This is a genomic window from uncultured Streptomyces sp., assembly GCF_947488945.1.
Classification (GTDB): Bacteria; Actinomycetota; Actinomycetes; order Streptomycetales; family Streptomycetaceae; genus Streptomyces.
On sequence record NZ_CANLBS010000013.1, the window covers coordinates 1 to 24718 of the forward strand.

Annotated in this window: 22 protein-coding genes and 2 pseudogenes; 5 read left to right on the forward strand and 19 right to left on the reverse strand. The window is 70.8% G+C overall.

Annotation, left to right across the window (positions count from 1 at the left end):
* Positions 1–1796 (forward strand): FG-GAP-like repeat-containing protein (locus tag Q0994_RS20930; RefSeq protein WP_299537303.1); only part of this gene is annotated, 1796 nt, incomplete at its 5' end.
* A gap of 213 nt (positions 1797–2009) precedes the next feature.
* Here the strand turns inward: Q0994_RS20930 and Q0994_RS20935 are convergent.
* The 3 genes from Q0994_RS20935 to Q0994_RS20945 form a co-directional block, all read right to left on the reverse strand.
* Positions 2010–2225 (reverse strand): hypothetical protein, encoded by a 216-nt coding sequence (locus Q0994_RS20935; RefSeq protein WP_299537306.1) that lies wholly within the window; start codon positions 2223–2225, stop codon positions 2010–2012.
* A 61-nt stretch (positions 2226–2286) separates the two neighbouring features.
* A complete protein-coding gene (locus Q0994_RS20940) occupies positions 2287–2655 on the reverse strand; it encodes a hypothetical protein (RefSeq protein ID WP_299537309.1) in 369 nt (122 codons plus the stop codon).
* The gene (locus Q0994_RS20945) at positions 2645–2875 is read right to left on the reverse strand and encodes a hypothetical protein (protein WP_299537311.1); all 231 of its coding nucleotides are present in this window, start codon (positions 2873–2875) and stop codon (positions 2645–2647) included. Before Q0994_RS20945 ends, Q0994_RS20940 begins: the two co-directional genes overlap by 11 nt.
* Positions 2876–3637: 762 nt before the next feature.
* Here Q0994_RS20945 and Q0994_RS20950 point away from each other — a divergent pair.
* Together Q0994_RS20950 and Q0994_RS20955 are read left to right on the forward strand one after the other, a co-directional pair.
* The gene (locus Q0994_RS20950; protein WP_299537313.1) at positions 3638–4276 is read left to right on the forward strand and encodes an RNA polymerase sigma factor; all 639 of its coding nucleotides are present in this window, start codon (positions 3638–3640) and stop codon (positions 4274–4276) included.
* A gap of 2 nt (positions 4277–4278) precedes the next feature.
* Positions 4279–5376: a CU044_5270 family protein gene (locus tag Q0994_RS20955; protein ID WP_299537315.1), complete on the forward strand. Its 1098-nt coding sequence runs from the start codon at positions 4279–4281 to the stop codon at positions 5374–5376.
* Positions 5377–5802: 426 nt separating this feature from the next.
* Here Q0994_RS20955 and Q0994_RS20960 read toward each other — a convergent pair whose 3' ends face one another.
* The 5 genes from Q0994_RS20960 to Q0994_RS20980 form a co-directional block, all read right to left on the reverse strand.
* Complete coding sequence (locus tag Q0994_RS20960) at positions 5803–6540, reverse strand: ATP-grasp domain-containing protein (protein WP_299537317.1); 738 nt, start codon at positions 6538–6540, stop codon at positions 5803–5805.
* 617 nt (positions 6541–7157) lie between these two features.
* Entirely contained in the window at positions 7158–7595 is a 438-nt protein-coding gene (locus Q0994_RS20965; protein WP_299537319.1) for a hypothetical protein, read from the reverse strand.
* Between the two features lie 1115 nt (positions 7596–8710).
* Positions 8711–8905 carry a hypothetical protein gene (locus tag Q0994_RS20970; protein WP_299537322.1) on the reverse strand — a complete coding sequence of 65 codons (195 nt, stop codon included), beginning with the start codon at positions 8903–8905 and terminating at the stop codon, positions 8711–8713.
* A 204-nt stretch (positions 8906–9109) separates the two neighbouring features.
* Positions 9110–9547, reverse strand: coding sequence for a hypothetical protein (locus Q0994_RS20975; RefSeq protein ID WP_299537324.1), 438 nt, complete (start codon positions 9545–9547; stop codon positions 9110–9112).
* 271 nt (positions 9548–9818) lie between these two features.
* Complete coding sequence (locus tag Q0994_RS20980; protein ID WP_363325560.1) at positions 9819–10151, reverse strand: hypothetical protein; 333 nt, start codon at positions 10149–10151, stop codon at positions 9819–9821.
* A 189-nt stretch (positions 10152–10340) separates the two neighbouring features.
* Here Q0994_RS20980 and Q0994_RS20985 point away from each other — a divergent pair.
* Positions 10341–11350 (forward strand): annotated as a pseudogene (locus Q0994_RS20985) (zinc-dependent alcohol dehydrogenase family protein).
* A 563-nt stretch (positions 11351–11913) separates the two neighbouring features.
* On the opposite strand, the gene Q0994_RS20995 reads toward Q0994_RS20985, so the two are convergent.
* The gene (locus Q0994_RS20995; protein WP_299537326.1) at positions 11914–12096 is read right to left on the reverse strand and encodes a hypothetical protein; all 183 of its coding nucleotides are present in this window, start codon (positions 12094–12096) and stop codon (positions 11914–11916) included.
* A gap of 196 nt (positions 12097–12292) precedes the next feature.
* Positions 12293–12606, reverse strand: a pseudogene (locus tag Q0994_RS21000) (DUF6879 family protein); the annotation flags it as partial.
* 102 nt (positions 12607–12708) lie between these two features.
* Between Q0994_RS21000 and Q0994_RS21005 the strand changes: the two are divergent.
* Positions 12709–13548 (forward strand): alpha/beta fold hydrolase, encoded by an 840-nt coding sequence (locus Q0994_RS21005; protein WP_299537328.1) that lies wholly within the window; start codon positions 12709–12711, stop codon positions 13546–13548.
* On the opposite strand, the gene Q0994_RS21010 is transcribed toward Q0994_RS21005, so the two are convergent.
* From Q0994_RS21010 to Q0994_RS21050, 9 genes are all read right to left on the reverse strand, one after another.
* Positions 13545–14219 carry a ScbR family autoregulator-binding transcription factor gene (locus Q0994_RS21010; RefSeq protein WP_299537330.1) on the reverse strand — a complete coding sequence of 225 codons (675 nt, stop codon included), beginning with the start codon at positions 14217–14219 and terminating at the stop codon, positions 13545–13547. The genes Q0994_RS21005 and Q0994_RS21010 overlap by 4 nt on opposite strands.
* Before the next feature lie 6 nt (positions 14220–14225).
* Positions 14226–15269 carry a DMT family transporter gene (locus tag Q0994_RS21015; protein ID WP_299537333.1) on the reverse strand — a complete coding sequence of 348 codons (1044 nt, stop codon included), beginning with the start codon at positions 15267–15269 and terminating at the stop codon, positions 14226–14228.
* 212 nt (positions 15270–15481) lie between these two features.
* On the reverse strand, positions 15482–16510 hold the full coding sequence (locus tag Q0994_RS21020; protein WP_299537335.1) for a GntG family PLP-dependent aldolase: 1029 nt from the start codon (positions 16508–16510) through the stop codon (positions 15482–15484).
* Between the two features lie 49 nt (positions 16511–16559).
* Positions 16560–17804, reverse strand: coding sequence for an MFS transporter (locus Q0994_RS21025; protein ID WP_299537337.1), 1245 nt, complete (start codon positions 17802–17804; stop codon positions 16560–16562).
* Positions 17801–19135, reverse strand: coding sequence for a DUF1116 domain-containing protein (locus Q0994_RS21030; RefSeq protein WP_299537340.1), 1335 nt, complete (start codon positions 19133–19135; stop codon positions 17801–17803). Before Q0994_RS21030 ends, Q0994_RS21025 begins: the two co-directional genes overlap by 4 nt.
* Positions 19132–20505 carry an acetyl-CoA carboxylase biotin carboxylase subunit family protein gene (locus Q0994_RS21035; RefSeq protein WP_299537343.1) on the reverse strand — a complete coding sequence of 458 codons (1374 nt, stop codon included), beginning with the start codon at positions 20503–20505 and terminating at the stop codon, positions 19132–19134. The genes Q0994_RS21030 and Q0994_RS21035 overlap by 4 nt, the downstream gene beginning before the upstream one ends.
* A gap of 56 nt (positions 20506–20561) precedes the next feature.
* Entirely contained in the window at positions 20562–21563 is a 1002-nt protein-coding gene (locus Q0994_RS21040; protein WP_299537345.1) for an aspartyl/asparaginyl beta-hydroxylase domain-containing protein, read from the reverse strand.
* 60 nt (positions 21564–21623) lie between these two features.
* Positions 21624–23429, reverse strand: coding sequence for an asparagine synthase (glutamine-hydrolyzing) (asnB, locus tag Q0994_RS21045; protein ID WP_299537347.1), 1806 nt, complete (start codon positions 23427–23429; stop codon positions 21624–21626).
* A gap of 3 nt (positions 23430–23432) precedes the next feature.
* Positions 23433–24698 (reverse strand): hypothetical protein, encoded by a 1266-nt coding sequence (locus Q0994_RS21050; RefSeq protein ID WP_299537349.1) that lies wholly within the window; start codon positions 24696–24698, stop codon positions 23433–23435.
* Positions 24699–24718: the final 20 nt, after the last annotated feature.

Below are 24718 nucleotides of genomic sequence, written 5' to 3' on the forward strand. Positions count from 1 at the left end.
ACGCCGCCACCGGGCAGCCCCTCGGCACCAGGGCCGTTCCGGGCGCGGACGGGGCGCTCGTCGTCCGCGACTACCCCGAGGCCACCCCGGGCCCGCAACAGTGGCAGTTCACCCCCGCGCCGGGCGCCGGGGACGATCCGGCGTATGTGATCCGCAACGCGGTCAGCGGCAAGGTGCTCGACAACCCCGCCGCTGCGGACCGCGGCGTCCGGCAGTGGGACGCCGCAGCGAACAAGAAGGGCCAGCAGTGGCGCCTCGTCCCTGTCGAGGGCGAAGCGGGCCTCTACGTCATCGAGGGCGCGGTCGATGAAGCCGTTCTCGACCTCGCCGAACCCGGCCCGGACGACACCCGGATCGTCCTTGGTGAGTACGACGACAGTGCGCAGAGCCAACGGTGGCGCCTGGTGCCGGCCGAGCCGGAGCGCACCAGCGACCTGGTGCTGCACTGGGCCACGCTGAGCCACTGGAACAGCCGCCAGTCCTGGCGACTGGCCCACGACAAGACCGCTCTGCGGCCGGTGGCCGACGCGACGCCTTCCTTCAGCAACGTGCTGCTGGTCCTGGACAAGTTCGGCAGCGACCAGGAGGCCGGAAAGTGGCAGGCCGTCACCTCCACTCCCTGCCCTGCCGGGCAGCCGGGCTGGTGGGCGGGGCTCGGTGAACGGTTCCTCGCCGACACCACCGGAACAGGGCGCGCGGACATCGTCGGGCTGAAACCCGCGAAGGGCGCGGTGACCTCCTCCGGCCGAGGGGACGGAACCTTCGACGACGAGGAACGGGTTCTGCACCCGCCCGCGTCCTCCGCGAGCCCCAAGGATCTGTGGACCCTCGCGCCCCTCAACGGCGAGAGCCGTCCCGGTGTCGTCGTGCTTACCGCCGAAGGCGTCCGGGTGTCCGCCCAGGACGAGAGCGGCACGTTCACGCCCGCGGGCGGCAACCTGGCTTTGAAGGCGTTCGGCCACGGCCCGCAGGCCGGCAGCTGGCTCACCGACAAGCACCCCCGCTTCCTCGCCGACACCACCGGCGACGGCAGGCTCGACATCATCGGCTTCCACGACGACGGCCTCTGGGTCTCCCTCCAGGACGAAGAAGGAAAGTTCGCGCCGCTCTCCGACGAACCCGTCCTTCGGGCGTTCGGCCACAACGAGGAGGCCGGCGGCTGGCTGGTCGACAAGCACCCCCGCTTCCTCGCCGACACCACCGGCGACGGCAGGCTCGACATCATCGGCTTCCACGACGACGGCCTCTGGGTCTCCCTCCAGGACGAGGACGGAGTATTCGCCGAACCCCTGTACATTCTCGACGACTTCGGGGTGGACCAGGGATGGAGTTCGATCAGGGAGCACCCCCGGTTCGTGGTCGCCACCAGCCGCGGCGGGGTGTCGGACATCGTCGGTTTCGGCCCGCAGGGCGTGGTCGTCGCCCGCGGACGCGACGACGGCACGTTCGAGCCCTCCCGACTCGTCCTGAACGACTACGGGCAGGCCCAGGGGTGGACGGGCGAGAAGCACCCCCGGATCCTGGCCGACGTCACCGGCGACGGAACCCCGGACATCGTCGGCTTCGGCAACGAGGGCGTCTGGGTGTCGCACAACAACGGTGACGGCACCTTCGAGCGGGCCCAGTTGGTGTGCCGCGGGTTCGGGTACAACGAGGACGCGGGCGGCTGGCGGGTCGACCGGCATCACCGCTTCCTGGCTGACATCACCGGCGACGGACGCGTCGACATCGTCGGCTTCGGCGGGCCGGGCGTACACGTGGCCCGCAACCTCCACCGCCGCTTCAGGACCCGGTGACGCCGGAGACACCTCGGGCCCGCGCGATCGGGAACCGTGTCCGGGGCGCTCCAGGGCCGTGCGCAGGTAGGCAGTGAACGCGGCCGGCTCGGCGGCGCGAGCGTTGCCTTGGCCAAGCGGGCGGCGAGCCGCGGACGCAGCTCGCCGCCCCGCGGCCGACTCCACCCCTCGGGCGGTGACGGTTCAACCTGGCCCGCCGTCTCCGACACGCAGTCAGGCCAGTGCGGGAGCGACCTCGGCACGGTGTGGCAGTTGCTGGTCGAGCAGGTCGAAAACGCGGTGAACTTCGTCGAGAAGCGCCTGGCCCCGCGGTGTCGCGGCAACGGGGCATGTCCGGTGATTGAAGATCTCGGATCCGGCGGCGGTTTCCAGCATCTTCAGCCGAGCGTTGAGTGACGCGACATTCTTCGGCGGCACTGTCACTTTCATGGAAGCGACTGGTGACGCTCCCGCAGGGCTCGTGGCTGCGAGCTCCCGTGCCATCCCGGGTTCATCTGAGCTCTGATTGGAGTCCTGCTGCGCCCTGACATCTCCGCAGCCATGCCCGACTCGTTGGGGGTTCATAGCCGAGGATCGGGACGGCTGAAGGTGCGGGGCGAGTCACGCCTCGATGTAGGCGACGATCGTGACGGTTCTGAGTGCGGTCAACGAAGTGGATGACGCGGACGCCGTCGATGTCGTCGGTGGAGTCGCGCAGGAGGGTACCGGGGATGCCGGTGCCGGGGTCGGGGTTGACGCTGATCGCGACGATGGCGCGGTCCAGGCGGTGCGTCTCGTCCGCGGTGAACTTCGTGAGCTGGGTGAGCGCGGGTTCGACGGTGATGACCCGTGCGCGGCGGGCGCCTGGATCAGGCGACACGGCGCTGCCGGTCGGCGAGGCGGGCGAGGTGCTCGTCGCGGGCCACTTCCCACGGCACGCCGGTCTCGGGTGAGGGGTAGCCGTTGGTGGCGATGTCCTCCAGGACGGAGGCGAGGGTGTCCGTCTTCGCGCGCTCGGCGGCCGCGTACGCGCGTGCCGACGCGGCGGCGTGCTCGTCGAGGGGCTGGCGGGCGGGCGCGGTGGCCGGCTGCTGGCTCATCCGGGACTCCTGGACTCTGAATGTGGCGTGTGCCCCCACGGTAGCGCCGGTGCGACCGTGGGGAGCTGTAGTGCAGGTGTTGCGCTGGAGGGGGCAGTCCGGGGGTGGTGCTTCGACCTGCGCCGCCACGACCGGTCCGGATGTTCTGCGTCGTCGTGTCAGTTCGATCGGTTACCTGCCCGCGAGTACGTCGGTTGGTGTGCTGCCGCAGTCGTCCCGCTGCCCAGAAGGCGGCCATGGGCTCTGCGGCGAAGGGGAGCTGGGTCAGGTCTGCTTCCAGCGGCGTGTAGTTGAGGCTCTTCTGCTGGTAGAGGGGGAGGAAGAAGAACGTGGCGGCCCAGACCGCTCCCGGAGCAGAATCAGAAGGTTGCCGGTGACGGTGGAGCGGTTGCACAGGAGGGACGGCGGCAGCAGGGGGCTTCCGCCCGTCGCTCGATCGGCAGGGTCGCTCGACCGAATTCGGCCGTCCCGGGCGGGGGGCGCATGCCAGGTGGGAGTGCCCGCGCGGACCCTCCGCGCCCCGTGGCACACTGCGGGACGCCGTACCGCTGACCTCGGTCGGGACGGTGATCGCCCCCGGGCGGGCCGGACGGCCTCGGCCACCGGTCCGGTTGTCCCTCCGGCAGGAGAGGGCGGGCTGAGAACCCGAGGGGACGATCGTCAGATCCCGAAGGACGACCGGCATGGGATGCCGCCCCGACGTGATGTAGGTCTCGGGAACTCCGCGGCCGGGACCGACAGCTGACTGAGGTGACCACAACCATGCGTGCGCGCATTCGAGCGGGGGATCCGCAGGCCTTCGCGGAGCTCTTCGACGAGTACGCGAGAACCGTCTACAACCATGCCTACCGGCTGACGGCCGACTGGGGGGCGGCCGAGGACATCGTCTCGGCGACGTTCATGGAGGCCTGGCGCGGCCGGCTGCGTCTTGACGCGGAGGGCGGCAGTGTCCGCCCGTGGCTGCTCGGCATCGCGACCAACCTGGTCCGCGCCCAGTCGCGCAGCAATCGACGCTACCGGGCGGCGGCTGCGGCATCCGCCCGTGCCGCCGGTCTCGGCGGTGGGGCGGCGGTGGCCGATCACGCCGACGAGGTCGCCGGCCGCCTGGACGACCGCAAGCGCCTGGCCGCCACCGCCCGCGCGCTCGCAGAGCTGCGGCGCACCGAGCGGGAGGTGCTGAGCCTGTGCCTGTGGCAGGGGCTGGACTACGCCGCCGCGGCACGGGTCCTAGGCGTCCCGGTCGGCACGGTGCGCTCCAGGCTCTCCCGGGCCCGGAAGAAGCTGAAGAGGATCGCCGAGGCGCAACTCCTGGCCGAATTCCGGGAACCCCGGGCGGCGAACCAGCAGGTAAGAGGCAACCGCACGATCGCGGCCCGGTCCGCACAGGAAGGAACCCGATGAACATGCGCCGGCCACGTCCGAGCGATCCCCGCCGCACGCCTGACGAGCGGCACGAGGGCGAGCAGCTTCTCTTCCTCGGTGAAGCCGACCTCCCCGCAGACCGTCACGCCTTTCACAGGGAAGAGCTCATGGCCTTCATCCAGCAGGAGACCAAGGACGCTTCGGCCACCGCGCCGGTCTCCCCCGTCGCACCCGTGCGACGTCGACTCGTGCGTCCGCTGTTCGTCCTGCCCGCTGCAGCGTGCTCGCTCGCCGTCCTGGCCGCGGGTGCCTTGACCCTCACCGGCAGCGGTGGCCGGGAGGCGGTGGCCGGGCCGCCGCTCACCGCGACGGTCGGCACCGGGACCGGCTCAGGTGTCCCCCAGCTCCTGGACCGGATCTCCCTCGCGGCGAACAAGGCCCCGCAGGTGAAGGTCGGCGCGGGCCAGTACCTGTACGTCGAGAGCAAGGTCGGCACCACCTACGAGAAGACGGTCGACGACAAGACGTCCCTCGCCAGCGACGGCATCCACCGCCGCCAGGTCTGGAAATCCACCGACGGCACACGGGGCTGGCTCATCGACCCGGCCGTCTCCCCGCCCGACGGCGAGAAGCTCGACCGCATCAACGAGAAGGGCGCGAGCGAACCGGCCTACCTCAACGCGCCCACCCACGACTACCTCAAGACGCTGCCCACCGACCCCGCCGTCCTGCTGAAGAAGATCTACAAGGAGACGAAAGGCAAGGGCAACAACCCCGACCAGCAGGCCTTCACCACCATCGGCGACCTGCTGCACGAGTCACTGCCGCCCGCCGAACTGAACACCGCCCTGTTCAAGGCCGCCGCCAAGATCCCCGGCGTCCTCCAGGTCAAGGACGCCACCGACGCCGCCGGCCGGCACGGAATCGCCGTCGCCCGCCTGGACGAGACCTCCGGCGCCCGCACCGAATGGGTCTTCGACCCCAAGACCTTCACCTACCTCGGCGAGCGCACCATCCAGGTCCGGCCCCAGGGAGGCGACTCCGGTCTCATAACTCCCGGCACCGTCCTCTACACCGAAGCCGTCATCGTCCGCCAGGCCGTCGACACGCTCAAGGAGATCCCCTCCTCCGGCGTATGACACCCCACACCAGGGTGCCCCGCAACGCCCCCCTGGGCACTGCGGGGCACCCTGGCGACAACGGTGGTACGCCCCGCAGCCGGTCCCACCGCCCGGGCGGACGTGCGGGCCGGACGACATCGTCATCGACATCGCCCCGGCCCCGCCGGCGACCCAGCGGGAGCAGCGGGAGCCCGAGCGGCGCTTCGCCCGGATCCATCGGCGCCCACCCCCGGACCTCTCCGGCCTGGACGCCTGACGGGCGCAGTACTCGGCTGCTGCGCTGGAGGACCGCGCTGAACGCCTTCGACATCACCTTCGACGGCCGCCTATCCGCAGCACGTCAGTAACCCAACAAGCCCATTTACACCGTTCGTTCGACAGACCCGTTCCTGGAGTGCGACCGGGCCGGGCTGACCGCTGGGGGCCCTGTCCGCGCGGTGCGGATCAGTGCCGTTCGAACTCCAGGTCTTGCGGCCGCATGTGCTCGCGCGGGCCCGCCGCCCGCAGGACCACGTCAAGCACCCGCGCCGGATCGGCGGCGTAGGCGTGCGAGAACCACGCCATGTTCGCCTCCACCACGGCCCAGCGGTGGCCCGGGCGGTACGGGTCGAGCAGTTGCCCGACGTCCACGACGACGGCACTCGGCAGCGTGTGCCCGGCTGCGGCGGCCAGCCGGTCGGCGAACTCCGCGATCTCCACCGCGGTGGCCCGGTCTGCACGGTCCGTACCGAGCGGATGGGGGTCGAGCCGGCCGAACACCGCGTACCGGCTCGCCGCAGCAATGCACCCGTCCAGCAGGAACAGCCGATACTCGGCCGCGAAGGTCACCACGTCGGACAGCAGCACCGGTGTCGCCGGGTCCAGGGCAAAGGACAGCCGGGAGCCGTCGGTGTAGACATCAGCCGGGAAGGACTTGTCACGCGGCGGCTTGACGAACGTCGGCTGGGCGAGCGCCCATGCATCCGAGACGGTCCCCGCCCGGACCTGGCGGCCGGTGAACTCCTCTGGCAGCTCGGCGAGCCAGCCGTCCGCCGGCTCGAGCAACGCGAACCCGAGTCGGCCCGCCAGCAGCGCGCCGGCGACCGGCCCGCCATACCAGTACGCGGGGTCTGCGAGACCGGGCTCCTCCGCGGCCCTGACCGGCATCCCTCGGCCCGCCGCCTCGACAGCCAGCAGTTCCATCGTCGACGTCCGTCGCCCAGGCATGACCAGCACCGCACATCCCTCCCGCCCTCCTCAAAACCGCCACGCTAGTCCCACGGCGCCCACCACCGCAGCCGAGATTCCTCCGCCGCAGGCCCCAGGCGGGCCAGGGAGCGGCAGGGTGCAGTTCACGACCAAGTGACAGGAGCCCGGCCTTGGTCAAGGTCACTTGGCAAAAGGTCAAGATCGCCTGTCAGAGGACAACCAGGAAGAAAAGGGGGTGACCTCCCAGGCTTCCTAGAGAAAAACAGACAAACCGGACACCTGGGAGGCCGAGCCGGGAGCAGCCGGGGAGACCGACCGGGGCACGCTCGGGGGGCCGCTGTACGGCGCTCTGGCGGCCCCGCGCGGCCAACCCGGACTACGGGGTACGGGGTCCCAGAGCGGCAGAAGCGTGTTCACGGGACCCCTGGACCCGTGGGTGGGGCGGGTGGTCAAGGGGTGCTTGCCTGCGGAAGCCAGGCGGTCAAAGGGGTGACCTCGCTGCTTCGCAGGCGGCGCAGCCGCCGTGGCCGTGCCGGCCCCGGCGGCACCCGGCACGCTCCGGACGGGCTTGCCCCTGGGGCACGCGCAAGGAGCCAGGCGACGCACGGTAGTTACCCGGAAACCAGGCGCCGTTCCCAGGGCACGAGTTCACCATCCGGGCGGAAGTCTCTCCCAGCCGAGTGAGAGGTAGCACCTGCTGAGACGTGGAGCACGTGAGAGGAGAGGATCAAGAAGGATCTCTCCTTTTTGATCCTTGCATGCCCGCAGAAAATCTGTTTCAGAAATTCTTCCAAGTGGTCTGCGGGCACACCGTCGAAAGTCCAGTCGTCGAGTAGAACCCGAACTGTCTTCCCTTCGGGCGATCCCCCCATGATCCCGATGTACACATCGGAATCGGCTAGCACTCCGTCCCAGTCTGCGAACCAGCTCTGGTTTTCGACATCCCGCTGTTCAAAGGCCGCCCCCTTCACGCCGAGATGTTCCAGAGCTCTCTCCGCCTGCATGACTGGGAGATACTTTTCAGTTCGCCTTGAAGTCATTACATTCACCTACCCTCCTGTCGTCCCAGTGCAGCTTCCCGGAACCCCGGCCAACCCGACCCTGCACAGCCTCCCCGGCCCGGCACCCAGCGCCAAACCAGAACCACGGCCGGCACAGCGCCGCACGCTTCCCCGAAGCCGCCCCGCCACTCAGCCACCCACCCATCAGTCAGAGGACGGGAAGAGCCGGGGGAAGTCCGAGCACTCACCACGCGGAGTCCGGGTACCGGCCTGGGGTGGGGTGGGCGGTGGCCCGCAACAGCGTTCGCCACCACTGTCGCACCGCCAGCCCTACCCCGTACGCAACACCCGGGCACCGCCGCAGCCCTCGTCCTGGTGGGCGGACACCGCCCCGCGATGCTCACTCTGGCGCGAGGCCGCCGCGGCGTGCGGTGCCAGCCGCAGCACGACCCGCCGGCGACGCGAAGCGGGCGACCCGCCCCACCCGGTCCACGACGAGGCCCGCAGCTACCTGATCCCGGTCAAGGACCTTCTGGCGGCCGGGGCGGCCGGAGGCGGTCGTCGTGGGCCAGGAGGACGCCGCCGGACTCCGTGCCGAACCCGAACGCCCGCCACAAGCACGCCCTGGCCCGCGCGGAAGCCGAGCACGGACGGCAGCTCGCGCAGGCCGAGCCGCGCACCTACGGAAGCAGCTGGAGGCCCGCGTCGAGCACATTGCGGACCTTCGGCAGGCGTTGCAGGCACTGACGGCCGCACCCGACCGGGCGGTGATCCAGCCGTGCGTGCCCGGACAGATCCACCCCGCCGCCCCTCCGGCCCGCGAGCCAGGGCCAGCCCCGGCGGCGGAGGCCGAGGCCGGGCGGCGCCGGCCGAGGCGGCACACCTGAGCGCACGCAGGACAGCGGAGAGGCCCTGCCGTGACAGCCGGGCCTCTCCGTGTGTGCGGGTGGGTCAGCTCTGGCCCTCGTACACCGCGTCGGCCGAGGCCTGGTCGGTGTACTCGTCGCGCAGGACCTTCTCGGTGTCGATCAGGTCGGCCGGGGTGCCGGCGGGGTGTGCGGCCAGGAGCATGCGGGCGACGCGGCGTGCGTGGCGCTGAAGGGGGGACAGCTTCAGGTAGTTGTCCGCGGCTTCGGGGCGCCGCCTCGATACGGGCGGCCTCCTCACGGGCGCGCGGCGGCCAGGGCCGCCCCGGCCGTCGCCCTCTCCGTCCCCGCCAGCTGGTGCTCGTGCGTAATGCGGTCCTTGGTGCGACGGACCGTGTCCTGCGCCCGGCTCCGCCTGGTCCCCGGGCCGGGCCGCGCCTCGTCGCGGTCGCGGGCCGCCTTCAGCTCCAGGGCGGCCGCCTCGTCCTCCACATCATTTTTGGTGGCTGGGTGGGACTGTGTAGCCGTTGGGATTGTGGCCCGCCACCTCTCCGCGCCTGGGAGTGACTTTTGATGCGCGGGTAGAAACAGGAGCCGATTGCTATCTCCGGCCCGGGAATCTGAACTCCGGGCGTACCGATAATTCGCTTGTTTTGGGTTCTCAGATTCTGATTTGATTGCCGGTTCTACGGTGTGTCAGTGGCGCCAGCGGTTGAATAGGTACCACTGGATATGTCCTGGGAGTTGATGGCGCCAGAGCCACCAGGGCAGGTTCCGGCGCGGGACGAAGTCCCAGAGATCGTCGTCCGCCTCGTTGCCACGTGGCTGGGTGCGCAGCAGGGCGAGGCATTCCGGGTCGGTGGTGTGGTGCAGTCGCGCGACGTGCGCGAGCGCCACTGTGCCTTGGTGCTGCCGTGCGGGGTCGGTGGCGCGGAGCGCCTGTGCGACGCGGGGCAGGATGGTCCGGGGGTCGGGGTGGTGCAGGGCGAGCCCGATGACCGCGACGCCGACGTGGCGCTCACCGCGTTCGAAGGCCGCGTCGACGACGGCCGGGTCACGGACCCCGATCAGTCCGGTCCCATGCTCCCAGTCGGGAACTGCGGGCTGGGACTCCGGAATCTCCTCGTATGCCATGACCGAACGTTAATGCGGGCGGGTTGGTTCCGTTCCGGCGCCCGCCAGAAGGAAGAGCACAGGACGACGGTGCGCGCGGGCGGATGACGGGGCGTCTGATACGCCACGTGCTGCTACGCCACACCAGGCGTGGTGGCTCCGGGGCGTCCGTGCGGGTCACCACCCGCGGCAGCAACCGGCATGGCAGCACCTGCGTGCCTCGCTCTATCCGCTCCCACGCCGCCTCCGTCAACTCGCCTCGACCCGCCACAAGAACAATCAACGACCGACCTCAGTCGCCCATGAACCACAGATAGCTGCCCGGCGTTGCCGTACACGCTTCAAGGAGCACACCCAGGTCGAGGAGGGCCGCCCGCTGCCCCTCGTCGGAGCACTTGCGCACCAGGACAGCAACCTCCTGACGAGCAACTTCGGCCTCCTGCTCGTTGAACATGGTGTCCCCGTACGGGTCAACCCAGCCCAACTTGCCAGACCCGTGGCGGTCCAGCGCACTCAGCAGCGCACGCGCCAGCGCGTCGCCGTGCGCGTAAGACACACGAAGCAACGTCGCCCGAGATGAACCCTTACGAGGCCTCCCGGAGTGCAGTTCAAGCTCAATGCCCACCGACCCTCCAATGATCTCCGCCTCACAGCTTCGCAGAGATCATGTGTCAGACGGGCTCCAGTCCCTTCCAGCGGACTCGACGGCGTGAACCCTTTCACATCGAGGAAGACGCCGCCCCGCCGTGCCGTCCTGAACACGAGCAATCCGGCGCCTCACGCGCTGGCACGACAGAGCAAAGGAGACCCCACGATGCGTGGAGTAGTGATGTACACCGCCGGAGACGTCCGGGGGAGGAGCGCGAGGACCCGAAGATCATCGAGCCGACCGACGCGATCGTGAAGCTGACGGCGACCTGTATCTGCGGCTCGGACCTGTGGCCGTACCGCGGCATCGAGCCCGCCGACCACCAGGTCATGGGCCACGAGTACGTGGGCGTCGTGGAGGAAGTCGGCTCTCAGGTCGAGAACGTCGAAATCGGCGACTTCGTCGTCGGGTCGTTCGTCATCTCCGACAACACCTGCGAGATCTGCCAGGCCGGCTTCCAGTCCAAGTGCCTGCACGCCGAGTTCGTCTCGCAGACGATCGGCACCCAGGCCGAGAAGGCCCGCATCCCGCACGCCGACGGCACCCTCGTCGCCACCCCGGGCCGGCCCGACGCGGACCTCATCCCCGCCCTCCTTGCCGCCTCCGACGTGCTCGCACCGGCTGGTACGCCGCCGTCGCCGCCGAGGCAGGCCCCGGCAAGACCGTCGCGGTCCTCGGCGACGGGGCCGTCGGCCTGATGGCCGTCCTCGCCGCCAGGCAGCTCGGCGCGGAGCGCATCATCGCCATGTCCCGCCACCCCGAGCGGCAGAAGCTGGCCCGCCACCGACATCGTCGAGGAGCGCGGCGACGACGGCGTCGCGAAGATCAAGGAGCTGACGAACGGGCTCGGCGCGCACTCGGCCATCGAGGCGGTCGGGACCCAGGAGTCGTTCATGCACGCTGTCGGTGCCACCCGCGGCGGCGGGCACCTGGGCTACGTGGGCGTGAACGACGACGTGAAGATCCCCGGCATCGAGCTGTTCTTCGCCGGCATCCACACCCTCGGCGGCCCCGCCCCGGTACGCCGGTTCCTGCCCGACCTGATCCAGCTCATCTGGGACCGCAAGATCGACACCGGCAAGGTCTTCGACCTCACCCTGCCCCTCGACCAGGCCCCCGAGGGCTACAAGGCCATGGACGAACGCCGCGCCACCAAGGTCCTGCTCACCCTCTGACACGCCTGCCCACGAGATCGGGGGCCGCTCCGCACCACAGCGAAGCAGGCGACCGGGTCGGGGAAGACCCGGGTGGCGGTCCGCAGCGCCCCGAAGACGACAGCCACTGACCGCTCGGCTCCCCCGGGCCCGCCCGGTTTCACCCCGCAGGGGCCTCCAGCCGGTCCAGGCGCTCGTAGAGAGCGCGCACCGCTCGGGCGCGGGCCTTGGCGCAGTCCATGGTGCCTTCGGCAGCGGGGACAGCTGGTCTTCCGTCTCCCGCAGGACGAGGTCGGTGAGTGCCCTGGGGCCGCTGGACTTCGGCAGAACGTCGGCTCGTCTGCGGAGTTCGGCGGAGACGGCGCGGGCGTGGCCGGTGAGCTGGAGGGCGATCTGGTGGCAGTCCCGGATCGCGAGGGTGTCGGGGCAGGTCCACCCGAGGACAGCCTTGATGAGGCTCTCGTACGGCTCACGGCCGCGCGTGAGCTCCGCTCCGAGCAGTCCGCCGGGGTCGTGGAGGACGGTGTGCGTGCTCGGGCGCAGCGGCGATGTGGCCGGTGCGCTGTCTCCCGGGGGGCCGGCGGTCACCGGGCGCTGCTCGTGCGGTGCGCGGCCTGGTCGTCCCGGTCGTCCTGGTCGCCGGTCCGGTCGAGGAAGCGTGCGTAGCCGCGGTCGGCGCGTGCCAGCAGTGCCGGGGAGGGCCGCCCGAACACGGGGCGGGGCCCGTGGTCTTCGGGTTCGGGTTCGGCGGGCGTGGGTGCGCGCATGGGGTGCCGCCTCCGGTTGCTGGGTGCGTCGGTGTCATTCGACGCTACGGAGGAAACGGATGGGTCCTCAAGACGATTGCGGGTAATTGCGGGAATGCACTCCAGGGCGTCGACCGCGGCCTGGATGAGGGCGCGGGCGGCGTCTCCGTAGACGGCCATCTCCGCGGGGCCGGCGAACGCCTTCGGCGTGGTCGGTGGCCAGTTCCCACACCGTACGGAACGCCTCCGCGCACAACTTGACCGCCTGCGGATCGTCGGTGTGGTCGGGTTCCAGGGCCTCGCCGTCGCCGGAGAAGATGTTCCACCGCACGACCTGGTCGTCGATGAGACAGAAGTCGTTGCCGGGCAGGGCGAGGGTGGAGGCGCGGCGGCGGGGCGGCGGGGCGGCCAGCGGACCTGTTCGCCGGCCCGGAGGTTCGCGTCGGTGATCACGTGCTCGAAGCGGATGTAGTCGGTGACCGGCTCGGAGACGATCCGGGCCCGCCGTACTGTCACCCCGCGCGCGATGGTCCGCTCCACGGAGGCCGCCGTTTCTTCTCGTCCGGGCGGTCGTTGTGCCTCCCATATGTGCCTTCTCTTGGGCACGGGAATTACATCGGGAGGTATCACGTCGTGCTGAAGCACGTGGAACGCGAGGATATTTCGCTTGCCCTGACCCGGCGTGCCGGCTCAGGCCGGCCTCTTCTGATCGTGCCCGGTGTCATGGCCGACGCCGCCTCGTGGCAGCCGGTCGTGGACGCGCTGGACGTGGCCGGATCGGTCTACGTGCTCAACCGGCGTGGGAGGAGGCCGAGCAGCGCGCTCGGGCCGGGCTACTCGCTCCGCACCGAGATCGAGGATCTCGGCCACGTGCTGGAGGTGATCGCCGCGGAGGAGGGCGCGCGGCAGGGGGTGGATCTGTTCGGCTGGAGTTTCGGTGGGCTGGTGGCGCTGGAGACCGCCGCCCAGAACCTCCGGTACGTCCATACGCTGACTCTCTACGAACCAGTCGTACGGCCTTTCGGCGACCAGGTGCTCGACGCGCTGCGGGAGGCTGATGCCGCAGGTGACCTGGACCGTGCCGTGGAGATCGTGAACCGGGACCTGTCGGGGTTCTCCGCGCAGTACGTTGCGCGGCTGCGTGAAAGCGACACGTGGGAAGTCCTGAGGCCGCTGGCCGCTCCTCTCCTCCACGAGTTGACCGCTCTCAACGAGCACCGCGCCGATCTGGGGGCGTTCGGTGCCCTCGATCTTCCCGTCACCCTGCTGCTCGGATCCGAGAACGAGGGCACCGTCCCCTATGGCGAGGCGTTCGCCCGATTCGCGTCGGCCCTGCCGCGCGCCCACGTCACCGTCATGCCCGAGCAGGGGCATCTTGCGCACGCACAGGATCCGGTGGGGCTGGCCGGCCACATGACGGAGGCACTCGCCCGAGCAGTCCACCAGCGCGGGACGGAACCCTGCCCGGGCTAAAGGTCGTCGGTGGCATCAGGCGTCACCGATCCGCCTTCCGGACCGCTCCCCCGCCGGTCCTGTGTCGGAGGCTTCCGGTGCGTCGGCGGCGGGCCGGGGGTCAGTTCGGGAAGGGTGACGCACCAGAAGAGTTCCAGAACCCGGGAATGCACTTGGGCGGCGCCACGCTGGCGTGCCAGCATCTGGATGCCCACCGTGATCGCGACGACACATACGACGATGTCGTCGACCGCGGCACCCGGTGCGAGGCTTCCGTCGTGCCGGGCCTCCTCCAGCAGCCCCACCAGAAGACAGGAGAGCCGACGGCGCAGGACCGGCTCTTCCCCCTCGGCACGGTCGCAGCTGACCTGGAACCCGGCCCGCACGACCACGTCGTCGGTCAGCGCGCGGGCGAGTTCGCGCGTCGTCTCGACCATCGTCGTCAGAGCCGGAGCCGGCCGGCACGTCCGGGCGGCCGCCATCCTGTCCAATGCCCGTGCCGCCTCCTGCTCCAAAGCGGAGGCCAGCGCGTTCTTGTCGGCGAAGTGGAAGTAGATCGCACCTTTGGAGAGGCCCGCCTCGACGCTCACCCTGTCGAGGGTCGCGGCGGTCAGACCGTGCCGGTCCACGACTCTTGCCGCGGCTCGCAGGATGGCTTCGCGTGAACGGACGGCGCGTTGCTGTCGTACCACCGGAGGTCACTTTCCTCCTCCGTCGAGGCCGTCCGCGGGCGGATGAACCGTGAGAAGCGGCGGAAGAGGGCCGGGGGCGCTGCGGGCCGGGGCGGACGGAGCCGCCATCACAGCCGCAACGATCAGCAAGACCGCTCCGATGACGACCGCCCAGAGGTGCGGCGGCGGTTGCCCCATCAGCGGCCCCAGGACGAGCGACCCGAGCACCTGTCCGCCGACCATGCCGAGCCCTGCGGCCAGTACACCGATGCGGCGCACGGCCAGCACGGCCGACAGCACCACCACACAGCCGAGCAGGCCGCCCGTGTAGTGCCACGGCGGGCCGGAACGGGGTGCGGGCAGCCGGCCGAGTACCGCCAGTGCGGCGGCGGCGGCGAGCATCAGCGCGCTGCCGGTGGCGAAGCTGAGAAGGACCGCGGGGTACGGGTGCCGTCCGGCGGCTTCGTCCACCCGGCCATTCACCGCCATCTGCCAGGACAGGGCGGCACCGGCGAGGAAGGGCAGGGCGGCGAGCGCCAGCGTGCGTCCGGCGTCCGGTGCGGCCAGCACAGGGAGGGCCACCGCGCACACGGAGAGCAGTCCGCCGACCAGTCGGCGCCGGGTCGCCGGGTGCGGGGCGCCCGGGCCCAGACCGAGATGGTCGACGAGCACTCCGCACAGTGTCTGGCCGGAGACGAGTGCGAGCGTGTACGAGGCCGGCCCGAGCGGCGCCGCGGTCAGCGCCTGGGTCAGGATCATGCTGCCGCCAGCGACACCGCCGAGGCAGTGCCGGGGACGCAAGGCACCGGACTGCAAGGCGGCGCGCAGGGCGGCGAACGCCGGTCGCAGCGCTGTCAGGAAGACCGCGGCGCCGACTACGACAGACAAGCTGAGCATGTTCGACCAGGTCGCCGCGGCCACGGATCCGGCGTGCTCACCGAGCCTGCCGTTGACCACGGATTCCAGGGCGAGCGCGACGCCTCCGGCCACGGCACCGGCCAGCGGCAGGGCGGCGGATCCAGTAGCACGTGACGCGTGCTCCGGTTCGCCGCGCGGCCGGGTTCGTGGCACCGGGTCGGTCTCGGGGATCCATCTGCGTGGTGTACGCGACAGCGGCATGGGCGCTCCGGTGGAGGATTGGCAGGCGGCTCAGTGATGTCCGACCGATCGGGGCCGGACAACGCTCGGGGGGGTGTCGCAGGCCGACCGGGTGCCGAGGGCGGTCGGCACCCGGTGGCGGCGCTACGGGGATCGTCGCGGTGCCCGCTGCCCCGGCACCCCGCTCAGGCGGGCGGCGGGAAGGCGTTGATCGTCCGAATGATGTCGTGACGTGACACGTCGCAGTGCGTGATCATGCGGACGCCGGTATCCGTCGGCAGGGTGAGGATCCCGACCTGTCCGAGGCGAGCGACGGTGCCGGCCGGGTCATGGACGGGCACGGCAACGATGTTGGTCTGCGGGGGCGCGGTCTTCCATCCCCGGTCGGCGAGGCCGGCCGCGAGCAGCAGGGCGTGTTCGTGGTCGACGGCCAGTCGGTCCTGGCGCTCCAGGGCCACCAGTCCGGCCGCGGCCAGGACTCCGCCCTGCCGGACACCGCCCCCGAGCATCTTGCGGACCCGACGGGCCTGCCGTACGAACTCCGCGCTGCCCGCCAGCACCGAACCCACCGGCGCGCCGAGCCCTTTGCTCAGGCAGACCTGGACGGTGTCGGCGCCCTCGGCCAGCACCGCAGGCGCCACACCGAGTGCGGAAGCGGCGTTCCACAGGCGGGCGCCGTCGAGGTGAACCAGCAGCCCGGAGTCGTGGGCGGCGGCGACCAGGCGGCGGTGCTGCGAGGCGGTGGTGACCGTGCCGCCGGCTGCGCCATGGGTGTTCTCCAGGCACAACAGCCGGTCCCGCAGGGCGAAATACGGCCCGCCGGGGGCGACGGCCCTGCTGATGTCGGAGGGGTCGGGCACCCCGGGGCCTGCCGTCCAGGGCAGGGCGCGGGGCATGCCTCCGGCCAGCCAGGCAGCCGTACCCGCTTCGAGGTCGAGGATGTGGGCGCGGTCCGGAGCGAGGAAACGGTCTCCTCGTTCGAGGTGCACGCATAGGGCGATCAGGTTGCCCATCGATCCGCTGGGCACCCACAACGCGTCCTCGGTGCCGAGGAGCTCGGAGACCTTCGCCTCCAGCGCCCGCATAGTGGGGTCGCCGTCGAGGACGTCGTCGCCGACCTCGGCGCTCGCCATGGCCGCGCGCATCCGTGCGTCCGGCCGGGTCACGGTGTCGGAGCGCAGGTCGACCGGCGGTCCGACGGGGGGGACAGTCATGGATGCCTCCGTCAGGGGGTTTTCGGCACGGGTGACGACGGGGCCCCGGCTACTCGGGGCGGGCGACGCTGTAGCGGGTCATCAGGAGGGCGGCGACCAGGCTGAATCCGGCACCGATGAACATCACCGCGGAGGGGCCCGAGGTGTCGACGAACCACCCACCGATCAGTGCGCCGAGCGCGATGGAGATGTTGAAGGCGCAGATGTACAGCGAGGTCGCGGCTTCGGGGGCCTTCGGGGCGCTGGCGAAGACGAGGGTCTGCAGGCAGACCGGCAGCGCGGTGTACGCGATGCCCCACACGAGCAGCAGGACGACCGTACCGGGGCGCCACTCGCCGTTCACCACCAGCAGGACGACGGCCGCGGCGAGCAGCAGGATGCAGGTGAGGGTGGTGGTGCGCAGTGCTCGGGCAGCGGCCGCGCCGCCCCCGAAGTTGCCGACGACGCCGGCTACGCCGTACAGGAGCAGCAGGGCGCTGACCCAGTGGGCCGGGATACCCGCGTCCTGTTCGAGGAAGGGCGCGACGTAGGTGTAGGCGGCGAAGTGTCCGATCACCATGGCCACGGTGACGAGGGTGGCGATCCGGAGATTGGCGTCCCCCAATAGCCGGGGCAGTTCGGCCAGGCGCACTACGGTGCGTGGTTCGAGGCGCGGCACGAGCAGCACCGCCGCGGTCAGAATCAGGACGCCTATGCCGGAAATGACCCAGAACGCGGTACGCCAGTCTGACTGACCTATGAAAGTACCGAAGGGCACGCCGACGACGGAGGCGATGGAGATGCCGCTGAAGACGACCGCCGTGGCCCGGACGGCCTGGCCTTTCGGCACCAGGCGGATGGCGATGCTCGCGGCGATCGACCACATCACGCCGTGTGCGAAGCCCGTCAGCAACCGCGAGACCATGAGGACGGTGTACGAGGACGACAGCGCAGTGAAGGCGTTTCCCGCGATGAAGATGCCGAGGACCAGCAAAAGCAGCACCCGGCGGTCGAGCCTGCGGGTCGCCGCAGTCAGCACCGGTGCGAAAAGACCCGCGATGGCGCCGTACAGGGTCACCGACAGGCCGACGGAGCCCTCCGAGACGCCGAGGTCCCGGCTCATCGCGGGAAGCAGTCCGATCGGAACCATTTCGGTCGTGGTGAAGGCGAAGACGCCCATGCCGACGGCGACCACGGCGAGCCAGCTGCGGACGGGACCGAGGGGGACAGAGGGCTTGGCCGGGCGGTCGGGGCCGTCCGGGGTGGTCGTGGGTGCCTCGTCCGTGTCCGGGCGAGAGGGCAGCGAGGGTGTCACGGGTTTCTCCGGGTCGGGCTGGTGCGGGCGTGGTGGCCGGGCGGGTCGGCGGACAGGTATGCAGCGGCCCGCCGGAAGGGTTCGAGCGGGGGGAGGAACAAAACGGCGCCGGCGTGCCCGCCGTCGCGCAGCGTCGCGCCGAGGTGGACCGCGGGGACGATGCCGGTTTCCGCGACGCGCGTCACGTCGATGCCGCACGGCGCGCCGCGGTAGGCGAGGGCGGGGATGCGGTACTCGGGGTGCTCCCGCAGGGTGATGCGGAACATGCGTTCGGTCAGCCGAATCATGTCGGCCGGGGTGCCGGCGGAGTGGTCCTGCAGGGGCATGGCGGCTGCGGCGGACATGCCGCCGAGGCCGATCGTCTCCGTGATCAGGCTCTCGCCTCCCACGTACGCCAGGTCGTCCGTGGTCCAGCCGTCGTAGAGGCGGCCGCGCAGGGTGGACACCGGTGGGAGGGGTGCGGTGAACCATCGGTCGCCGAGACCGGACACCCGTAACCCGAACTGCTTCCCGTTGAGGTTCATCGCAGTGACCAGCGTGCTGCCGGCGATGCCGGAGGCGCTGTCGGTCGCGGCCTTGGCCGCTGCCATCACGAGGTGCAGGAACAGGTATTCGGCCGAGCGCAGATAGGCGGCCAGAGCCCGGTGGTGCGACGCGACCCCGCTCGTCGACAGGTCGAGCAGGGCGTCCAGCACGACGTTCCGCAGCATGGCGCCGGACGCCTTGTGACGGCTGTGCAGATCGTCGCCCATGGCCAGGGCCCGGCGGACGAGCGGGGCGAGCGGCAGCCCGCCCAGGTGCTCCAGCACCTCGGCGAGCGCGGGCGAGACGACGTCGGAGACGTGTCGCAGTCGGGCGCCGACCCCCTCGTCCCAGACTCCGAAGGTGAGCGAGGCGCGGTCGGCTCCCTCGTTCATCCGGCAGAAGGCGCGCCGTCCGGAAGCCTCGTCACGGACGACGACCACGGGCATTGACGCGGTGCACACACCGGTGAGCGATCCGACTGTGGCGTGATCGTGGGAGGCCCGCACCTCGATGGTGCCCTCGGCGAGCAGTGCCTCAGCCTCTGCTGTGCTCCGGGCGAGGCCCTCGTAGAGGACGGCGCCGACGACGGCCCGGCGCTGACCGCCCGCGTACTCCTTCCAGGGCATGGGGGGGCCGGAGACGAGGACCGTCAGGGGCGTCATGCCGGGGACGACGTCGCCGGCGGGGGCGACAGTCTCCAGGACGGGACGGGATCCGGTGAGACGAGCCACGGCCCGGGCGTTGGCCGCGTCGCGCGCCGCGGCCCCGGTGCCGGTAGCGGGAGCGGCGGTGGGGCGGGCGGTCACCGCACTGCCTCCTCGGGCGCGGCGGGCGCCGGCTCCAGCGTGTAGATCCCCGTGACCGCGGTCACTTCGGCAACGGCCTTGTCGAGATCCGCGTCGAGGGGGCCGTCCAGGACGACGGAGACCGACCGGCCCTGAGAGTCGGACTGCTCACCGAGCAGGTCGCCGCGGTGCCGGCTCACCAGGACTGCGTGACTTCGGGGTGGAACGTCGCTCGGGAGCGGCGTCAGATCCGGCCACCGGCCCTGTTCACCGACCCAGTGGACGGGTACGTCTCCTGCCGTCACGTCGGCGAGCAGCCCCCGGGGATGGTCGAGGTAGACCTGCTTGGCGCGGCGACGCGGCGGTGCGGTGGCGGGCTCGGCGCCGAGCGCAAGGTCCAGCAGGGCGGCGTCCAGGTCCATGCCCGTGGCCAGGCGCCACAGCCGGGTAATGGCGTCACCGGGTGGCCGGGCCGCCGCCTCCATCAAAATCACCTGCTCCCGCGCCGTCAGTCTGAACTCGGCGTGGCACATGCCGGTGCCGAACCGGACGGCCCGCAGGAACTCGTTGTTGGCTTGGAGCAGCAGCTCTTCCTGGGCCGGGGTGAGGTCGGGTGCGGGGGAGGTGTGGCCGGTTTCGGTGAAGAAGGACGTGCCGGACTCGTTGGTGTCTTTCGCGGTGATGCCGGACCAGAGCACCTCTCCGTCCCGGACCAGGGTCTCGACGGAGTATTCGCGGCCGACGATCCGCTCCTCGAGCAGGAGCAGCTCGTCGGGGCCGTACTCGGGCAGGAGCGGGGGCACGCCTCCCGGCTCGTGGACCGCTCGTACGCCCGAACTGGACATCCGCGAAGCCGGTTTGAGGACGGCGGGGTACAGATCCCAACCGTCCGTCGGCCTCGTCCGGCCGGGCTGGAGCAGGGTCCAGCGGGGTGCGAGGCCGGGGGCGGCCATGCGCTGGAGCACCTTGTTGCGGCAGACCAGCGCCGCGTGCGTACCGGGACCGGGGAGCCCCAGCGTCTGGGCGAGGGCTCCGGCGGACTCGACGAACACCTCGCCGACGTTCAGCACCGCACGCACGGACCGGTCGCGCAGCCAGGGGGTCACCCCGTGCAGCAGGGTCTCCAGCGAGGTGTCCGTGAGGTGCCGGAGGTCCTCGTCGGGGATTGCGGAGAGCGGGTGCTCCGGGTCGCCGCGGTGCCGGGCCAGTTCCTCGGCGGGGGTTTCGGGCCCGAAGACGAACAGCGGTGTCACGCCACGCCGGCCGGCCGCGTCCAGCAGGCGCAGGTGCTTGGCGAGCACGACCAGGTCGGTGATGACGATGACGGCGGGCCTGGGACGGTCGGTGGCGGTCGCCGCGGATGGCGCGCCTCTGTCGCGGTAGGCGGTCATGGCTTCCCTCGGTCGGGGCGGGGCGCAGCCGTGGCTGCGCCCCGTACGGTGGTGGGTCAGGCGGCGAGGCGCTCGGCGGGCACGGTCAGTTCGTGGACCTGATTGCCCTCGCGGGTCCGCAGCACGACCCTGGGGTCCGGGCCGTCGGGGAAGACCTGGAGGGTGCGTTCCTCGCTCCAGCCGGAGAGGCGGTATTCGTCGTCACCGAGGTGTACCAGTGCGAAGTCACGGTCACCGGACAGCCGGAGCGTCATCCGGTCCCCGTCCTCGGCCAGCGTCGCGGTCTGCTGGGGCTGGTCGGCGGACAGCGGGGTGAAGTCCTCCCACAGGTGGAATGTGGCGGGGAGGGAGAAACGGGTGGCGCCGTTCCGGCGGCGTTCGTCGGCGGTCTGCGGGCTCTCCTGGCGGTTGTACAGGACCTCGCCCTTGCTGAAGTACTCCTGCCAGGTCTCCGGGAAGAGGGAGGCCAGGCCGGGGGTGACCAGGACATCGATGACCAGGTGCACGCGGTGCTCGCTGCCGCTGTTCTGGACGCGGTGGGTGCGACTGAAGTCGCCGAACCAGAAGTCCCCGGGCTGCCAGCGGTGTTCGACGCCGTCGAGGACCAGTACGGCGCCGGGGTTGGTGACGACCGGGACGTGCAGCCGTCCGACACCCCAGCGGGGCCCGTACTTGGGGTCGGTGTGGTCCATCCCGACGGTGTCGGGGCCGAGGGCCATGAACCGGACGGCGTGCAGCGGAGCCGGGATCGACTCCAGCACCTCACGAACGTACGGGATGCGGTCGAGCCACACGGTGTCCGCGAAGCTGAGCGGGCCGGGGCCGCCCGGGTCCGTGCGGTCGCCGGCGCCGCCGGGACTGCGCAGGGCGAGGCAGCGCCAGTCGACCTCGGTGGCGTCACCGACGCCGTTCTCGGTGTAGACGCGCTGCTGGTCCCAGGAGTGCTCGCGGACGGAGGTGAGTTCGCGCAGCAGTCGAGCAGCGTCGAACGTGGGCTTGAGCCGGGCTCCTTCGGCGGGCATGGACGGTGCACCCAGGAGCGTGGGATGAGCGGTCATGAGGATCACCTTCGTAGACGTGCGGGTACGGTCGGGTGGATGGTCCGTCGCGGTGCTGGTTCAGGCGTGGGCGACCGCGGGCGCCTCGTGGGCGGCGCTGCCCTCCTGGAGCTGGTGCCACCGCTCCAGCATGTAGAGCGTCCACAGCGCGTAGCTGTGCGCCGGCCGGAACTCGCGGACCGTGGAGCGCAGGACGTCCGGGCGGAAGTAGCCGCGTTCCAGTGAGGCTTCGGACAGCAGGGTGTCGGTGATGGTGGAGCGCAGCTCCGTGCCGAGCCAGCTTTCCAGGGGCACGGCGAGTTCCTGCTTGCGGCGCTCCAGGACCGGCCGCGGGAGGTAGCGGGCCGCCACCCGCTTGAGCGGGGCCTTCTCCTGCCCGCCGACGAGTTTGCGGGCGGCGGGGATACGGGTGACGTAGTCGATGAGCCGGTGGTCGAGCAGCGGGCTGCGGGGTTCGACGGAGTGGGCCATGGACATGCGGTCGATCTTCACGAGCTGCGCGTCGGGCAGCCAGAATCCGCTGTCGACCTGCATGGCGCGGTCCAGGTCCGGCACCGAGGGATCGGTTCGGCCGAAGCGGGCCCTGAGGTAGTTGTGCGGGTGTCCCGGGATCCGCGCGGCGAAGTCGGCCGAGTACAGCTCGTCCTTGAGCACGTGGGGCACGCCGTCCACAAGGACGCGCTCGTAGCGGTCGGCGAGGTCGCCGCCTCCGGTCAGGTCGCGCAGCCGCTGGTAGCGGCCGTATCCGCAGAAGATCTCGTCGGCTCCGTCGCCGGTCAGCACGACGGTGACGTGCTGTTTGGCCAGCTTGTACATGCAGGATGCCGCGATGGCGGACGGGAACGCATAGGGCTCGCCCATGTGGGTGAGGATGGTGTCGACCGCCTCCTTCGCGTCCTGGGCGCCGATCCGGTACACGTGGTGGTGGGTGCCGCAGTGGTCTGCAACGGCGCGGGCGTGCACCGACTCGTCGAAGGCGGCGTGCTCGAAGCCGACGGAGAAGGTGTGGAGGGGCCGGCCCAGCTGCCGGGTCGCCATGGCGACCACCAGACTGGAGTCGAGGCCGCCGCTGAGCATGGCGCCGAGCGGCACTTCCGATTCCAGTCGGTCCCGCACTGCCTGCTGGAGCAGTGTGTCGATCCGGTCGTCGATTTCGTCCTGCGGTACGTCGGTCAGCTCGGCGGTGAAGTCGAACTGCCAGTACGTGTGCCTGCGTTCGGGGCGGCCCGCCTCGAACACCAGCGTAGTCGCCGGTTCCAGCCTGCGGACTTGCCGGTAGATGGTGTGTGGTGCGGGTACGACCCGGTAGCTGAGGTATTGGTCGATTGCGACGGGGTCGGTGGACTTGCCGATGCCGGGGTGCAGCATGAGGGCGGGCAGCTCCGAGGCGAACGCCACCGAGTCGCCGGTCGGCCTGGCGTAGAACAGCGGTTTCTTGCCGACCCGGTCGGTGGCCAGGACGAGGCGCCGGTGGCGGGTGTCGTAGACGGCGATGGCGAACATGCCGTGGAGCCGTTCGACGAAGCTCTCGCCCAGCTCCTGGTACAGGTGTGGCAGTACCTGCGCGTCGCTGCCTCCACGCACCGGACGGCCCCGGGAAGCCAGGAAGTCGCGCAGTTCCCTGTGGTTGTAGATCTCGCCGTTGAGGACGCAGATGACGGTGCCGTCGTCGCTGTGGACGGGCTGGGACCCGTCGTGGAGACCGATGATCTTCAGCCGGCACATCGCCAGGGCGGCGTCGGCCGCGGCGAAGGTCCCCGTCTCGTCGGGGCCCCGGTGCTCCATGGCCGCGCAGGCGGCGAGCGCGTAGGGAGAGTGGACGGGAGCGTGTCCGCCGAGGGACACCGTTCCGGCGATTCCGCACACGGTTCAGCCCTCCTTGAGGTCGAGGCGGCGCTTGGCATGACCGGACCTGAGTGCGTCCAGAGGAACGGCCTTCACGCGGACCGGCCCAACGAGGCCGGATGCGATCATCTGCGCGACGTCGGGGGCCAAACGGTCGACGGCCGCCCGGACCGCGGCGATCTGGTCGTCGCCGACGCGGTCCGCGACGACGCTGATGATCAGACCGTCCTCGTCGGACGCTTCGAAGGGGCGGCCGGGAAAGTTCTCGGCCATGACCTGTGCGAGGTCGTGGTTGCTGACTCGCTCGCCGTGCTTGAGGTCTCCGGCGAGGCGCCCGTCGATGCGCTCGAACGCGAACACCTCTCGGCCGTCGTGGCGGACACGGCGCAGACCGGTGATGGCGTCACCGGTCATGTAGCGGACCGCGGGGAAGTACCGGCGCGCGAGCGACGTGAGCAGGAGGGCCCCGCTTCCTTCCTGGTGGGACGGGACCCGGTCGTCCTCGGTGAGGTGGGCCAGCTTCTCGGGAGGAACCACCTCGGGGACGATGTGGTCGTGGAAGTGGTAGAGGCCCGTCTCGGCGCACGAGTGGGCGATGGCCCCGACCTCGATGGAACCGAACACGTCCAGGACGTCCTCGGTGCGCAGCCCGAACCGGGCGGCGATGTGGGCGCGCCAGGCGAGGGGTGCGACGTCGCCGACGACCATGATTTTCCGCGGGCGGATGTCGAGGCCGGGACGGGCCTGCAGCAGCTTGTCGAGGATCATCGGCATCGTGAAGAAGACGTCGGGGCGCCAGGCGTTGAGCTTGTCGATGTGCTCGTCCACGGGCCGGGTGAAGTCGATGTCGTAGGCCGTGAAGCCGAGCTCGAGGAAGACGCGGCGAGCGGAGGCTGCGGCGTGGCCGGTGCCGAGGTCGGCCACCGCGACGGAGCCGCGCGGCACGGATCGGGTGAACTCCCCGAAGAGCAGGCGGCGGTGGGCCACGTAGGCGTCGTCGTCCGCGGGTGAGTAGAGGATGCGCTTGCGCTGTCCGCCGGAGGTTCCGGAGGTGTGGTAGGCCGACGCGTCCGGCATCTGCGGATGTTCGGCGGTGTAGTAGTGCGCACCGAGGAGGCCGGTGCCGATGACCGGGAGTCTGGACAGGTCGCCGGACCCCAGTACACCGCGGCGCAGGAGAAGTTCCCGGTACCAGGGGAAGCGCTGGGCGTGGCCGGCCGCGAGGGCGGCCAGCTCGGCTTCCCGGGCGTGGGCGCGGGGCCAGGTGGTGGTGGCGGTGCTGAGAGGCATGACGGGGCTCTTTCTCCGGG